General features: G+C 70.7%; 11 protein-coding genes and 1 riboswitch. Of the genes, 7 read left to right on the top strand and 4 right to left on the bottom strand.

What is annotated here, in order from left to right; genetic code table 11:
* Positions 1-125: 125 nt before the first annotated feature.
* Together J2W21_RS03565 and glyA are read right to left on the bottom strand one after the other, a co-directional pair.
* Entirely contained in the window at positions 126-1031 is a 906-nt protein-coding gene (locus J2W21_RS03565) for a bifunctional methylenetetrahydrofolate dehydrogenase/methenyltetrahydrofolate cyclohydrolase (protein ID WP_307113142.1), read from the bottom strand.
* A gap of 8 nt (positions 1032-1039) precedes the next feature.
* Positions 1040-2332: a serine hydroxymethyltransferase gene (gene glyA, locus J2W21_RS03560; RefSeq protein WP_307113141.1), complete on the bottom strand. Its 1293-nt coding sequence runs from the start codon at positions 2330-2332 to the stop codon at positions 1040-1042.
* Between the two features lie 103 nt (positions 2333-2435).
* Positions 2436-2522, bottom strand: a riboswitch (ZMP/ZTP riboswitch).
* 96 nt (positions 2523-2618) lie between these two features.
* Between glyA and J2W21_RS03555 the strand changes: the two genes are divergently transcribed.
* Both J2W21_RS03555 and purU read left to right on the top strand, forming a co-directional pair.
* Positions 2619-3725, top strand: coding sequence for an NAD(P)-binding domain-containing protein (locus J2W21_RS03555; protein ID WP_307113140.1), 1107 nt, complete (start codon positions 2619-2621; stop codon positions 3723-3725).
* A 54-nt stretch (positions 3726-3779) separates the two neighbouring features.
* Positions 3780-4628 (top strand): formyltetrahydrofolate deformylase, encoded by an 849-nt coding sequence (gene purU, locus J2W21_RS03550; protein WP_307113139.1) that lies wholly within the window; start codon positions 3780-3782, stop codon positions 4626-4628.
* Between the two features lie 210 nt (positions 4629-4838).
* Here the strand turns inward: purU and J2W21_RS03545 are convergent, their stop codons facing one another.
* On the bottom strand, positions 4839-5360 hold the full coding sequence (locus J2W21_RS03545) for a gamma carbonic anhydrase family protein (RefSeq protein ID WP_307113138.1): 522 nt from the start codon (positions 5358-5360) through the stop codon (positions 4839-4841).
* Positions 5361-5455: 95 nt separating this feature from the next.
* Between J2W21_RS03545 and J2W21_RS03540 the strand changes: the two genes are divergently transcribed.
* The 4 genes from J2W21_RS03540 to J2W21_RS03525 all read left to right on the top strand — a co-directional run bounded on the left by J2W21_RS03540 (position 5456) and on the right by J2W21_RS03525 (position 10873).
* A complete protein-coding gene (locus J2W21_RS03540; RefSeq protein ID WP_307113137.1) occupies positions 5456-6649 on the top strand; it encodes an ROK family transcriptional regulator in 1194 nt (397 codons plus the stop codon).
* A 156-nt stretch (positions 6650-6805) separates the two neighbouring features.
* A complete protein-coding gene (gene mmsA, locus J2W21_RS03535; protein WP_307113136.1) occupies positions 6806-8350 on the top strand; it encodes a multiple monosaccharide ABC transporter ATP-binding protein in 1545 nt (514 codons plus the stop codon).
* 17 nt (positions 8351-8367) lie between these two features.
* Entirely contained in the window at positions 8368-9660 is a 1293-nt protein-coding gene (gene mmsB / locus J2W21_RS03530; RefSeq protein ID WP_307113135.1) for a multiple monosaccharide ABC transporter permease, read from the top strand.
* A 112-nt stretch (positions 9661-9772) separates the two neighbouring features.
* Positions 9773-10873 carry a substrate-binding domain-containing protein gene (locus J2W21_RS03525; protein WP_307113134.1) on the top strand — a complete coding sequence of 367 codons (1101 nt, stop codon included), beginning with the start codon at positions 9773-9775 and terminating at the stop codon, positions 10871-10873.
* A 12-nt stretch (positions 10874-10885) separates the two neighbouring features.
* Here J2W21_RS03525 and J2W21_RS03520 read toward each other — a convergent pair whose 3' ends face one another.
* The gene (locus J2W21_RS03520; protein WP_307113133.1) at positions 10886-12766 is read right to left on the bottom strand and encodes a heavy metal translocating P-type ATPase; all 1881 of its coding nucleotides are present in this window, start codon (positions 12764-12766) and stop codon (positions 10886-10888) included.
* A 112-nt stretch (positions 12767-12878) separates the two neighbouring features.
* Here J2W21_RS03520 and J2W21_RS03515 point away from each other — a divergent pair, with 112 nt between their 5' ends.
* Positions 12879-13952, top strand: coding sequence for a Gfo/Idh/MocA family protein (locus J2W21_RS03515; protein ID WP_307113132.1), 1074 nt, complete (start codon positions 12879-12881; stop codon positions 13950-13952).
* Positions 13953-13982 lie beyond the last annotated feature (30 nt).

Below are 13982 nucleotides of genomic sequence, written 5' to 3'. Positions count from 1 at the left end.
GTACGCGCGGGAGCGGCCCGGCGTCGTCGTACGGGAGGCTCAGATGCACCGCCCGGCTGCTCCCGTGGGAGTACGGGCCGCGCGACGGTGACGCCCCCACCCTGCGGATCTGGGGTGCCCCAGACTCAGGCGGGGCCGGCGGCCCTCTCCGCGGCCTCGACCACGTTGGTCATCAGCAGCGCCACGGTCATGGGGCCCACGCCGCCGGGGTTCGGCGAGACGTAGCCCGCGACCTCGGCGACGTCCGGGTGGACATCGCCGTAGACCTTCGACTTGCCCGTCTCGGGGTCCGTCTCCCGGGTCACGCCGACGTCCAGCACGGCCGCACCAGGCTTGACGTCCTCGGGCCGGACGATGTGCTTGACCCCGGCGCCGGCCACGATCACGTCTGCCCGGCGCAGGTGCTCGGACAGGTCGACGGTGCCCGTGTGGGTGATGGTCACGGTCGCGTTGATCTCGCGGCGCGTGAGCAGCAGCGGGATCGGCCGGCCGATCGTGACGCCGCGGCCCACCACGACCACGTGCTTGCCCCTGAGGTCGTAGCCGTTGCGGGCCAGGAGCTCGATCACGCCGCGGGGCGTGCAGGGCAGCGGCGTGTCGATGGTCCCGCCCACGTTCAGCACGAGCCGGCCGAGGTTGGTCGGGTGCAGGCCGTCGGCGTCCTTGGCCGGGTCGATCCGCTCGAGGATCGCGTCCGTGTCGAGGTGCTTCGGCAGCGGGAGCTGCACGATGTACCCGTGGCACGCGGGATCCGCATTGAGCTCGTCGATGAGGGCCTCGACCTGCTCCTGCGTGGCATCGGCCGGCAGCTCGCGCTGGATCGAGTTCATCCCGATCGCCTCGGACTGCTTGTGCTTCATGCCCACGTAGAGCTGCGAGGCGGGGTCGGCGCCGACGAGCACCGTCGCGATGCCGGGGGTGATTCCGCGGGCCCTGAGGGCCGCGACGCGCTCGGCAAGCTCCTCCTTGATGGCCGACGAGGCGGCCTTGCCGTCGAGGACGACGGCGCGGCCCGCTGCCTGGGACGTCATCGGCCCGCTCACCATTCCTCGTGGCCCGGGTAGAGAGGGAAGTCCTCGGCGAGCTTCTCGACACGGGCGCGGAGGGCGTCGGCGTCTGCGCCGCCCTTGAGCGCGGTCGCGATGATGTCTGCCACCTCGGTGAACTCCGCGGCACCGAAGCCGCGGGTCGCGAGCGCCGGGGTGCCGATGCGCAGGCCCGAGGTGACCATCGGCGGCCGCGGGTCGAACGGGACGGCGTTGCGGTTGACCGTGATGCCGACCTCGTGGAGGAGGTCCTCGGCCTGCTGGCCGTCGAGCTGGGAGTGGCGTAGGTCCACGAGCACCAGGTGCACGTCCGTGCCGCCGGTGAGGACGGACACGCCGGCATCCGCGACGTCCTTCTGCGAGAGGCGCTCGGCCACGATCTTGGCGCCCTCGAGCGTGCGCTGCTGGCGCTCCTTGAACTCCTCGGAGCCGGCCACCTTGAACGCCACGGCCTTGGCGGCGATGACGTGCATGAGCGGGCCGCCCTGCTGGCCGGGGAAGACGTTGGAGTTGATCTTCTTGCCGAACTCCTCCTTGGCCAGGATCACGCCCGAGCGGGGGCCGGCCAGGGTCTTGTGCACGGTCGATGTCACGACGTGGGAGTGCGGCACGGGCGAGGGGTGCAGGCCCGCGGCGACGAGGCCCGCGAAGTGGGCCATGTCGGTCCACAGGAGCGCCCCGACCTCGTCCGCGATCGAGCGGAACGCGGCGAAGTCCAGGTGGCGGGGGTAGGCGGACCAGCCGGCAATGATGACCTGGGGGCGCTCGGCGAGGGCCTGCTCGCGGAGCCGGTCCATGTCCACGCGGAAGGTGTCCTGCTCGACCTGGTAGGCCGCGACCTCGTACAGCTTGCCGGAGAAGTTGAGCTTCATGCCGTGCGTGAGGTGGCCGCCGTGCGCGAGCGAGAGGCCGAGGATCTTGTCGCCGGGGTTGATCATCGCGGACAGCGCCGCGGCGTTGGCCTGCGCCCCCGAGTGGGGCTGGACGTTCGCGTACTCGGCGCCGAAGAGGGCCTTGACGCGGTCGATCGCGAGGTTCTCGGCGACGTCGACGTACTCGCACCCGCCGTAGTAGCGCTTGCCCGGGTAGCCCTCGGCGTACTTGTTGGTCAGGACCGACCCTTGGGCCTCCATGACGGCGCGCGGGGCGAAGTTCTCGCTCGCGATCATCTCGAGGGTGCTGCGCTGGCGGCCGAGCTCCTGCTCGAGGACGGCGGCGATCTCGGGATCGACCTCGCTCAGCGGCAGGTTGCTGACGGCGGACACGGTAGGAGTGGTGGGGCTCACGGGGTCTCCTGGGTTGTCAGGTGGCGGGAGGCTACTGGTCAGGCTACCGGCCTCCGCGCTCCCGGCGGAACTCTCGCTGCGGAGCATGAAGGCACGGCGTCACGACCCCGGCCCAGGCGTACGATCCGCGGTGTCCCATGTGTGCCGCTCCCCGGTGGTGATCCACCCAACGCCAGTCGCGACGCAGCCCAGTCTACCGTGGGCGGCCAGGACGAGGGGGCCCGCCGGGAACATCCCGGCGCCTCCCGCGGTTCCGCAGGTAGTTGACCCGTCAATGAAGGAGGGCATGGTGGAGGCAAGGGCCGCGGTGGTGGTGATCGGCGCCGGACAGGCCGGGCTCAGCGCTGCGTACTGGCTGCAGCGCCGGGGGCTCGTCCCGTGGGAGGACTTCGTGGTCCTGGACGCCAACGGGGGCCCGGGCGGAGCCTGGCGGCACCGGTGGGATTCCCTGACCTTCGATGCCGCCCACCATCTCCACTCCCTCCCCGGCCTCCCCCTCGAGGCGCCCGACCCGCGCGAGCCGGCCTCCGCCGTCGTGCGCCGGTACTACGGCGGCTACGAGCGCGCCTTCGGGCTGCCCGTGCTCCGTCCCGCCCGCGTGGTCTCGGTGGAGCGCGCGGACGACGGCGCCGCCCTCCTCGTGCGCGCGGCCGACGGGCGCGGGTGGCTCGCCGAGAGCGTCATCTCGGCGACCGGGACGTGGGACCAGCCGTACTGGCCCCACTACCCCGGGCGCGAGCAGTTCCGCGGCCGCCAGCTGCACACGCACGACTTCGTCTCGGCCGAGGAGTTCTCTGGGCAGCGCGTCCTCGTCGTGGGGGCCGGGACGAGCGCGCTGCAGTTCCTCCTCCAGCTCGACGCCGCGGGCGCCCGCACCGTCTGGTCCACGCGTCGGCCGCCGCAGTGGACGGACGCGCCCTTCGACGCCGAGTGGGGCGCGGACGTCGAGCGGCGGGTCGGCGAGCGCACCCGCGCCGGCTTGCCGCCGCTGAGCGTCTCCGCCGCGACCGGGCTGCCGCTCACGGAGCAGTACCTGGCCGGCATCCGCTCCGGGGTGCTCGTCTCGCGCGGCCCGCTCTCCCGCCTCACGCCGACCGGCGCCGTGCTCGCCGACGGCACCTCGCTCGAGCTCGACGCGGTCCTCTGGGCCACGGGCTTCCGGGCGGCCCTCGGGCACCTCGCCCCGCTGAGGGTGCGGGAGCCCGGCGGGGGCGTCCTCATGGGCGGCGACGGCGTGAGCGTGGTGCGCGAGCCGCGGCTCTTCCTCGTCGGCTACGGGGCCAGTGCCTCGACCGTCGGGGCGACCCGGGCCGGGCGCGCCGCCGCCCTGGCCGCGACACGGGCGCTGCGGCGCCGGTCCGTGCCCGAGGAGGCGGCCGCCGTCGTGCGCTGAGCCGGCCGCCTCCCCCGGCGGGACGGGTGCGCGCGGCTCGATACGCTAGAGCGCGTGAAGCGCAACAGGTTCATCGTGACCCTCTCCTGCCCCGACCGACCGGGGATCGTGCACGCCGTCTCCGGCGCCCTGCTCGCCGCCGGCTGCAACATCGCCGAGTCCCGCCAGTACGAGAGCCCCCACACGGGCACGTTCTTCATGCGGGTCGAAGTGGAGACGGAATCGGACCGGGAAGCGCTGGACGCCTCGCTCGCGCCCGTTGCCGAGGCGTTCTCGATGCGGCTGGGGCTGTTCACCGGCGGCCAGCCGGTGCGCACGCTCATCATGTGCTCCAAGGACGGCCGGACCCTCAACGACCTCCTCTTCCAGCAGCGGGCCGGCACGCTGCCCATCGAGGTGCCCGTGATCGTGTCGAACCACACCGACCTCGCCCCGATGGCCGACTTCTACGGCGTGCCGTTCGTGCACCTGCCGGTGGGCTCGGGGACGAAGGCCGAGGCCGAGGCGAAGCTGCTGGCCCTCGTCGAGGAGCACCGGATCGAGCTCGTGGTCCTGGCCCGGTACATGCAGATCCTCTCCGACGGGCTCTGCCGGGCCCTCGAGGGGCGGGCCATCAACATCCACCACTCGTTCCTGCCCTCATTCAAGGGCGCCAAGCCGTACCACCAGGCGCACGCGCGCGGGGTGAAGATCATCGGCGCGACCGCGCACTACGTGACCGCCGACCTCGACGAGGGGCCGATCATCGAGCAGGAGGTGATCCGGGTGGACCACTCCAAGACGGCCGAACAGCTCGTGCAGATGGGCCGCGACGTGGAGGGGCGCACGCTCTGCCGCGCGGTGCAGTGGCACGCCGAGCACCGGGTCCTGCTCGACGGGCACCGCACGGTCGTCTTCGCCTGATCCGCCGAGGTCACCCCGTGGGACGCCGAAGTCACCCCGTGGGACGCCCAAGTCACCCCGTGGGACGCCGAGGTCGGGGGGTGTGACGCACGACGCCGGCCGCTCACCTTGCGCGGCCGACCACCCTCGCGCAATCACCGGGTGATCTCGCGCCCCCTCGGGGTGACCTCGCGCCCCCACGGGGTGACCTCGGCGGTCGGGAGGGGTCGGTCAGCGGCTGTTGGCCTGCCGGTGGGCCCGGGCCAGGTCCATGTAGTGCGACGCATTGCGGTAGAGGCCCTGGACCTCCTCGTCCGTGAGCCCCCGGCGCACCTTGGCGGGCACTCCCGCCACGAGCGACCGCGGCGGCACCTCAGTCCCCTCGAGCACCACTGCCCCGGCCGCGACGAGCGACTCCGCCCCGATCACGGCCCCGTTCATGATGGTCGCGCTCATGCCCACGAGCACGTTGTCCCCCACGGTGCAGCCGTGGACCACCGCGTTGTGGCCCACCGACACGCCCGCGCCGACCGTGCACGGGAACCCGGCGTCCGCGTGCAGGACCACGTTGTCCTGCAGGTTGCTCCCGGCCCCCACGGTGATGGTGGCCGTGTCGGCGCGCACCGAGACCCCGTAGAACGCACTTGAGCGGTCGGCCAGGTGTGCGTCTCCGATGATGGAGGCCGTCGGCGCCACGAAGGCGCTCGGGTGGATGTCCGGGGACTTGCCCCCGAAGTCGATCACTGGGCTCATGGCCCCAGACTAGTGGTCCCCTCAAAACCTTGCCGAGGAGCCGCATTGCGTTCATTTCTTGACGACAAGAGGCGCCAGAGCGCAAGCTGTGAGGCATGGTCTCCACCCTGCGCTCGACGACGAGCGGCACCGGCAACCCCGGCTCCCAGTCAGCGCTCAGAAAGCTCAACGAGCAGCGCATCGTGGAGGCGCTGATGGCGGGCCCGGCGACGCAGGCCGAGCTCTCCCGCCAGACAGGCCTCTCGACCGCCACGGTCTCCAACATCGTCAAGGTGCTCTGCGATGCGAGCGTGGTCGCCACCGAACCGACCACGAGTTCGGGCCGGCGCGCCCTCAGCGTCCGGCTCAACAGCAACTCAGCAGTCGCCGTGGGCATCGACTTCGGTCGCCGACACCTGAGGGTGGTGCTCGCGAACCTGGCCTACGAGGTCCTGGCCGAGGAGAGCATGATGCTGCCCCTCGGCCACCAGGCAGACGTGAGCATCACGGCCGCCGTGGACGTGCTCGATCGGCTGCTGGCCGAGTCGGGCGTGCGCCGCGAGCACATCGTGGGCGTGGGCGCGGGCATCCCGGGACCCATCGACCACCGGACGGGCACCGTGGTGCAGGGCGCGATCCTGCCCGAATGGGTCGGCTTCCAGATCCTCGCCCACCTCGAGGAGAGGCTCGGGCTGCCCGTCTTCGTGGACAACGACGCCAACCTCGGCGCACTCAGCGAGGTCACCTGGGGCCCCCACAACGGGGTCGAGAACCTCATGTTCGTGAAGATCGGGTCCGGCATCGGCGCGGGCCTCATCATCAACGGGGCTCCGTTCTACGGGCACGTCGGCGTGACCGGCGAGATCGGGCACTCGACGATCGTGGAGCACGGGCTCGTGTGCCGCTGCGGCAACCGCGGCTGCCTCGAGACGGTGGCCTCGACGACCACCATGTCCGAGCTGCTCAGCAGGGGCCACCCCGAGCCGATGACCCCGGACGAGATCGTCCAGCGCGCCCACGCCGGCTCGGCCGCGGTGCTGCGGGTGCTCGACGACGCCGGGCTGGCGGTGGGCCGGGCACTCGGCGCCGTCGCCAACCTCATCAGCCCCGAGGTGATCGTGATCGGGGGGCCCCTCGCCGGGCTCGGCGAGATCCTCCTCGAGCCCATCCGGCGCGGCCTGCTGCGGCATGCCGTGCCGCTCGTGGGCGAGACGACCGCCCTCGCGATGTCTGCGCTGGGCGCGCGCGCCGAAGCCCTCGGAGCGGCGGCGCTCGTATTCCAGAACGCGGACATCGCCCACCATTCCTGAGGCCCCCGGGACCTCCGGAATCGGAGCCGCACCATCAGATTGCGTTCAAGCCTTGACGACAAGAGCGCAGAGATTGTTTACTTTCTACTCAGACGGCGCCGAACCTTGGCAGCCGGACAATGAAGTTCGACCTGATGACCAGGAGGCAAGGGGCACATGGCGCCGAACGAACCCGTCATCCTCGAAATGCGGTCCATCACCAAGGAGTTCCCGGGCGTGAAAGCGCTCGCGGACGTGAACCTGAAGGTGAAGGCCGGAGAGATCCACGCGATCTGCGGGGAGAACGGAGCTGGCAAGTCCACGCTCATGAAGGTCCTCTCCGGGGTCTACCCGCACGGCAGCTACGCCGGGGAGATCGTCTACCAGGGCCAGGTCCAGGAGTTCAAGGACATCCGGGCCAGCGAGGCCGCGGGGATCGTGATCATCCACCAGGAGCTCGCCCTGATCCCCGAGCTGTCCATCATGGAGAACATCTTCCTGGGCAACGAGCCTTCCCGCCGCGGAGTGATCGACTGGAAGGAAGCCCGCCGGCGGTCCCTGGACCTGCTCGCGCGGGTCGGGCTCTCCGATGATCCCGACACCCAGGTCAAGGAGATCGGCGTCGGCAAGCAGCAGCTCGTCGAGATCGCGAAGGCCCTGAACAAGTCCGTCAAGCTCCTGATCCTCGACGAGCCCACGGCCGCGCTGAACGAGTCCGACTCGCAGCACCTGCTGGACCTCATCGTGGGCCTCAAGGGCCGCGGTGTCACCTCGATCATGATCTCCCACAAGCTCAACGAGATCGAGCAGGTCGCGGACGAGATCACGATCATCCGCGACGGCCGCTCGATCGAGACCCTCAACGTCAAGCGCGACGGCGTCGACGAGGACCGCATCATCAAGGGCATGGTCGGGCGCACCCTCGAGTCCCGTTTCCCGGACCACACCCCGACCGTGGGCGAGGTCCTGTTCGAGGCCAAGGGCTGGACGGTGCAGCACCCGGTGATCGCCGACCGCCTCGTGTGCAAGGGCTCCGACTTCTTCGTCCGCAAGGGCGAGATCGTCGGCTTCGCCGGGCTCATGGGCGCCGGCCGGACCGAGCTGGCCCGGAGCATCTTCGGCCACTCCTACGGCAAGTTCATCTCCGGCCACACCTACATGCATGGCAAGGAGGTCCGCATGAACACCGTCGCCCAGGCGATCGAGGCGGGCCTCGGGTACGTCACCGAGGACCGCAAGTCGCTCGGCCTGAACCTGCTCGACGACATCAAGACGACCACCGTCTCGGCCGCGCTGAAGAAGATCACCCGGGGCCTCGTCGTCGACCGCAACCGCGAGTACCAGGTCGCCGAGGAGTACCGCCGCTCGCTGCGGACCAAGACCCCGAACGTCGACGAGGGCGTCGCCAAGCTCTCCGGCGGGAACCAGCAGAAGGTCGTCCTGGCCAAGTGGATGTTCACCGATCCCGAGCTGCTGATCCTCGACGAGCCCACCCGCGGCATCGACGTCGGCGCGAAGTACGAGATCTACGGGATCATCCAGCGCCTGGCCAGCCAGGGCAAGGGCGTGATCGTGATCTCCTCGGAGCTGCCCGAGCTGCTGGGACTCTCGGACCGCATCTACACGATCTTCGAGGGCGCCATCACCGGCGTCCTGACCAAGGAAGAGGCCACGCAGGAGAGCCTCATGAAGCTCATGACCCAGGCCCGCAAGGCAGCCTGAGAGACGAAGGACCAACCATGGACGCCCTCAAGAAGCTCTTTGGCGGCAACAGCCGCCAGTTCGGGATGATCTTCGCCCTCGTGGCCCTGATCATCCTGTTCCAGATCCTCACCGGCGGGCTCACGCTCACGCCGGACAACGTGATCAACCTCTTCAACGGCAACTCGTACATCCTGATCCTGGCGATCGGCATGGTCCTCGTGATCATCGCCGGGCACATCGACCTCTCCGTCGGCTCGATCGCCGCCGCCGTCGGCATCATCGTCGCCATCGCGATGCGGGACTGGGGCCTTCCCTCCTGGGTCGGGATCATCCTCGGCCTGGTGATCGGCGCGGTCATCGGCGCCTGGCAGGGCTTCTGGGTCGCCTACATCGGCATCCCGGCCTTCATTGTGACCCTCGCCGGCATGCTCATCTTCCGCGGCGTGAACCAGTGGATCGGCCAGTCCAACACCGTCCCGGTTCCCAAGGACTTCCAGTTCATCGGCGCCGGCTACCTGCCCGAGCTCGGCCCCGACACGGGGTACAACAACCTCACGCTCCTCATCGGCATCATCGGCGTCGCCGCTGTGGTCTTCTTCGAGCTGCGCTCCCGCCGCGAGGCCAAGGCGCTCGGCGCCGAGGTCCCGGAACTGTGGGTCACCGTGACGAAGCTCGTGCTCATCAGCGCCGCCATCCTCTACGCGACCTACCTCTTCGCCACCGGCCGCCCCGGGACCTCCTTCCCGGTGCCGGGCATCATCCTCGGCGTCCTCGTGCTCATCTACGGCTTCATCTCCTCCAAGACGGTGATCGGCCGCCACGTCTACGCCGTCGGCGGCAACCGCCACGCGGCCGAGCTCTCCGGCGTCCAGTCCAAGAAGGTCAACTTCCTGGTGATGATGAACATGGCGATCCTCGCCGCCCTCGCCGGCATGGTCTTCGTGGCCCGCTCCACCGCCTCCGGCCCGTTCGACGGCACCGGCTGGGAGCTCGACGCGATCGCGGCCGTGTTCATCGGCGGCGCCGCCGTCACGGGCGGCGTCGGCACCGTGATCGGCTCCATCGTCGGTGGCCTCGTGATGGCTGTGCTCAACAACGGCCTCCAGCTCCTCGGCATCGGCGCGGACCGCACCGCGATCATCAAGGGCCTCGTCCTCCTCGCCGCCGTCGCGTTCGACGTCTACCAGAAGTCCCAGGGACGCCGCTCCATCATCGGCCTGCTCCTCCGCGGCGCCGGCGGCGGCCGGGGCGGCACCGGCACTACCGGGACCCCGCTCCAGCCGGACGAGACGACCAAGACAAGCGAAGTCCTCGCCAAGGACGCCTGACGCACGACGCCGGCCGCGCGCCCGGGCGCGGCCGGCGCCTCCCCTTCCGGGCACCACCAGACCCCCACGATTCCGCAACCGGATCCACAGGAAACCACAGAAAGCAGAAACAATGCGTATGTTCGGTACGGCAGGAAAGGCCGCGGCCGTCGTGGCCATCGCGGCCCTCGCGCTCACAGGCTGCGGACGCTCGGAGTCGAGCAGCTCCGCCAGCGCGAGCGGCGGCACCGGCGGGTTCGCTGCGAACTCGACGATCGGCGTGGCCCTCCCCCAGAAGACGTCGGAGAACTGGGTCCTCGCGGAGGGGCTGTTCAACGATGGGCTCAAGTCGGCGGGCTTCAACCCCGATGTCCAGTTCGCCAACGGTGGCGTCTCTGAGCAGCAGAACCAGATCTCGGCCATGGTCACCAAGGGCGCCAAGGTCATCATCGTGGGTGCCATCGACGGCTCCCAGCTGGGCACCCAGGTGCAGCAGGCCAAGGCCGCGGGCGCCACGGTCATCGCCTACGACCGCCTCCTGAAGAACACGGACGCGGTGGACTACTACGTCGCGTACGACAACTTCAAGGTCGGGCAGCTGCAGGGCCAGGCGCTCCTGGACGGCATGAAGGCGAAGAAGCCGAACGGCCCGTACAACGTCGAGCTGTTCGCCGGGTCCCCCGACGACGCCAACGCCAAGGTCTTCTGGGACGGGGCGATGAACGTCCTCCAGCCCAAGATCGACGACGGCACGCTCAAGGTCGTCTCGGGCCAGAAGTCCTTCGACCAGGCCGTCACCCAGGGCTGGAAGGCGGAGAACGCGCAGAAGCGCATGGACACCATCCTCGCCGCGAGCTACAACTCCGCGTCGCTGGACGGCGTGCTGTCCCCGAATGACACCCTGGCCCGCGCGATCATCACCTCGGTGAAGAGCGCCGGCAAGCCGGTCCCGGTCGTCACCGGCCAGGACTCCGAGGTCGAGTCGGTCAAGTCCATCATGGCGGGCGAGCAGTACTCGACCATCAACAAGGACACCCGCAACCTGGTGAACAAGGCCATCGACATGGTCAAGAAGCTCCAGCAGGGCCAGAAGCCGGACATCAACGACGACAAGTCGTACAACAACGGCGTCAAGACGGTGCCGGCCTTCCTGCTGCCGCCCCAGATCGTGACGAAGGCCAACGCCAAGGAGGCCTACGCGAACGACCCGACGCTGAGCAAGCTCACCCAGTAGTACCCCGAGAGCTCAGCCTCTGACGGCGGCCGTCCCCACTGCGGGGGCGGCCGCCGTCGCCGTCTGCGCACCTCCCCGGATGGCGCGCAGGGCGTTGAGGATGGTGGCCAGGTCCACCGCCTCCTGCAGGAGCGCTCCGACAACAGGGGGCAGCAGCCCGGTGAGGGCGACGGCCATGAGGCCCACGCTCAGGGCGATGCCGAGCCAGATGGACTGCAGTGCGACCCGCACGGTGCGCTGTGAGATCTCGACCGCGTCCGCCGCCCGCGAGATGTCGTCGACGAGCACGACGGCGTCCGCGGACTCGCTGGCCGCGGTGGAGCCGCGGGCGCCCATCGCGATCCCGACGTCGGCGGCGGCGAGGACCGGGGCGTCGTTGACCCCGTCGCCGACCATGAGGACCGGCCGCGGCTGGGCTGCCCGCACGATCTCGACCTTGTCGAGCGGCAGCAGCTCGGGACGCACGTCCGTGACCCCCAGGTGGGAGGCGATGCTGTGGGCCGTCGACGCGCCATCGCCGGTGAGCATGACCGTATGGCGCGCGCCCAGGGCGCCGAGGCGGGCCAGGGTGGCGCGGGCCTCGGGCCGCGGGAGGTCCCTGAGCACGACGACGCCGGCGAACGCGCCGTCGACCGCCACGTAGACGGCCAGCTCCCCCGGTTCGAGCGGGGGCTCGGCGATCTGGCGGCCCGTCTCCGCCGCCACGAAGGCGCGCTTGCCGACGAGGACGCGCTGGCCGGCGATCTCGGCGAGCACGCCGTTGGTCGCGGCCTCCTCCGCGCCCCCGCCCGGGAGGAGGACGACCCCTTGTGCCACGGCGGCCTCGACGACGGAGGCGGCCAGCGCGTGCGTCGAGTACTGCTCGGCCGAGGCTGTGAGCGTCAGGAGCTGCTCGGCGTCGAACCCGCGCTCGGGCCGGACCGCCACGAGCTCGGGACGCCCCCGGGTGAGCGTGCCCGTCTTGTCGAAGGCGGCGGTCTTCACGCGGGAGAGCAGCTCGAGCACCGCGCCGCCCTTGACGATCACGCCATGCTTTGCCGCCCGGCTCATCCCGCCCATGAACGCGACCGGCGCTGCGATGAGCAGCGGGCACGGGGTGGCGACCACGAGCACCTCGGCGAAGCGCCGCGGATCCCCGGAGGCCCACCAGCCGACGCCGGCGAGGGCGAGGGAGAACAGCGTGAAGGGGACGGCATACCGGTCCGCAAGCCGCACTACCGGCGCCCGGCTCGCGGCGGCCTCCCGCACGAGCGCCACGATCTGGGAGAACTGGCTGTCCGCTGCGGTGGCGGTGGCACGGAGCATGGCCGCCCCGGTGCCGTTGACCGAGCCGGAGAGGACGTCCTCCCCGGCCATCCGGTCCACGGGGAGGCTCTCGCCCGTGAGCGAGGACTCGTCGAAGCTCGCAGCGGGAGACTCCAGGACGCCGTCGACCGGGACCACCTCGGCGGGACGCACCACCAGCAGGTCCCCGGGCGCCACCTCCTCGAGCGCCACATCCTCCACCGTCCCGTCCGCCGCCTGCCGGTGCGCGAGCCTGGGCGCGCGGTCGAGCAGGGCGGTGAGCTCGCGCTTGGCGCGCCCGGCCGCGTAGTCCTCGAGGGCCTCGCCGCCGGAGAGCATGAGCACGATGATCACCGCGGCGATGTACTCGCCCACGAGCAGGGTCGCGGCGATGGCCGTGACGGCGAGGATGTCGAGGCCGAAGTGGCCACGGAGGATCTCCCGGACCATCTCGAACAGGGTCCAGGCACCCACGGCAGCGGCGAACGCACTCGCCGTGATGAGCGCGGCCTCCTGCTGGCCGAGCCCGGCGAGGGCGAGAGCGGCCACCAGCACGAGGAGAGCGGCGATGACGATCGGATACCGGCGGGCCAGACGGAGGATCCCCATGGTCCGATCCTCCCGCCCGCGCCGGCAGCCGTCCAGCAAGCCTGGGCTGGCCGGCCGGGATCGCGCCGCGTGGCCGCGGCCGCCGCCCGGGCCGCCGTGGAAGGATGGGCGCATGACACGTCACATCCAGCGGCCGTGGCTGTCGCTGCAGTCCACTGGCGATCCGCTCGAGCCAACCGGCCGCACGGTCCGGTGGGGCGTGGTGGCGACGGGCGGGATCGCCCGGACCGTCGCGCGGGACCTCGCGCTCCTTCCGGACGCGGCGCTGCACGCGGTCAGCTCGCGCGTCCACGATCGGGCGCTCGCCTTCGCGCGAGAGTTCGGAGCCCTGCGCGCGTACTCGGACGAAGGCTCGAGGCCCGGCTACGTCCAGCTGGTCGAGGATCCGGACGTCGACGTCGTGTACGTGGCCACGCCGCACGGACAGCACCACGAGGTGGCCCGCGCCGCCCTCGAAGCCGGGAAGAACGTGCTGGTCGAGAAGGCCTTCACGGTCAACGCCCACGAGGCCCAGGATCTGGTCGGCCTGGCGGAGGCGAAGGGCCTCTTCCTCATGGAGGCCATGTGGAGCCGGTTCGTGCCGGGCATGCTCAGGGCCTTCGACATCATCGAGTCGGGAGAGATCGGTGCGGTGCAGTGGGTCTCGGCCGACCTCGGCTTCCCGGCGCCCAAGGACCCCACGAGCCGTCTCTGGGACGTGCCGGCGGGCGGCGGAGCGCTGCTCGACCTGACCGTCTACCCGCTCCTGTGGGCGGTCGGCGCCCTCGGCTTCCCGGACTCCCTCACGGCGGTCGGGAAGCTCAACGACGCCGGGGTGGACGAGCAGAACGTGCTCACCCTCTCCTACTCCGACGGCCAGCTCGCCTCGCTCATCTCCTCGCTCGTGGCCCACGGGCCGCGGACCGCGACCGTGGCGGGGACCGAGGGCGTCCTCACGAGCGTCGGCAGCGTCAACAACCCCAGCGAGCTTGTGGTGCGGCGCGGGTGGGATCCGGCACGGACCGAGAAGATCGAGGTCGTGGGCCGTGGCTACGTGTACGAGCTGCGCGAGGTGGTCCGGTGTGTACAGCAGGGCGTCTCGGAGAGCCCGACCATGCCGTGGGGGCACAGCGTGGACACGATGCGGCTCTTCGACGGCGTCCGCCGCCAGCTGGGCATCAGCTACCCGAACGACGAACGGGACTGAAAAACCTCGGCCCCACGTCTGGACCTCCGG

Source organism: Sinomonas atrocyanea, assembly GCF_030811715.1.
Classification (GTDB): Bacteria; Actinomycetota; Actinomycetes; order Actinomycetales; family Micrococcaceae; genus Sinomonas; species Sinomonas atrocyanea_A.
The sequence above is the reverse complement of the archived record's forward strand: the minus strand, read 5'-3'. Positions and strand labels throughout refer to the sequence as shown.

Excerpts from the sequence above, each read along its gene's own strand:
- J2W21_RS03565 (WP_307113142.1), bottom strand. The coding sequence starts at position 1,031 with ATGACGTCCCAGGCAGCGGGCCGCGCCGTCGTCCTCGACGGCAAGGCC.
- J2W21_RS03555 (WP_307113140.1), top strand. The coding sequence starts at position 2,619 with ATGGTGGAGGCAAGGGCCGCGGTGGTGGTGATCGGCGCCGGACAGGCC.
- J2W21_RS03545 (WP_307113138.1), bottom strand. The coding sequence starts at position 5,360 with ATGAGCCCAGTGATCGACTTCGGGGGCAAGTCCCCGGACATCCACCCG.
- J2W21_RS03540 (WP_307113137.1), top strand. The coding sequence starts at position 5,456 with ATGGTCTCCACCCTGCGCTCGACGACGAGCGGCACCGGCAACCCCGGC.
- mmsA (WP_307113136.1), top strand. The coding sequence starts at position 6,806 with ATGGCGCCGAACGAACCCGTCATCCTCGAAATGCGGTCCATCACCAAG.
- mmsB (WP_307113135.1), top strand. The coding sequence starts at position 8,368 with ATGGACGCCCTCAAGAAGCTCTTTGGCGGCAACAGCCGCCAGTTCGGG.
- J2W21_RS03525 (WP_307113134.1), top strand. The coding sequence starts at position 9,773 with ATGCGTATGTTCGGTACGGCAGGAAAGGCCGCGGCCGTCGTGGCCATC.
- J2W21_RS03520 (WP_307113133.1), bottom strand. The coding sequence starts at position 12,766 with ATGGGGATCCTCCGTCTGGCCCGCCGGTATCCGATCGTCATCGCCGCT.
- J2W21_RS03515 (WP_307113132.1), top strand. The coding sequence starts at position 12,879 with ATGACACGTCACATCCAGCGGCCGTGGCTGTCGCTGCAGTCCACTGGC.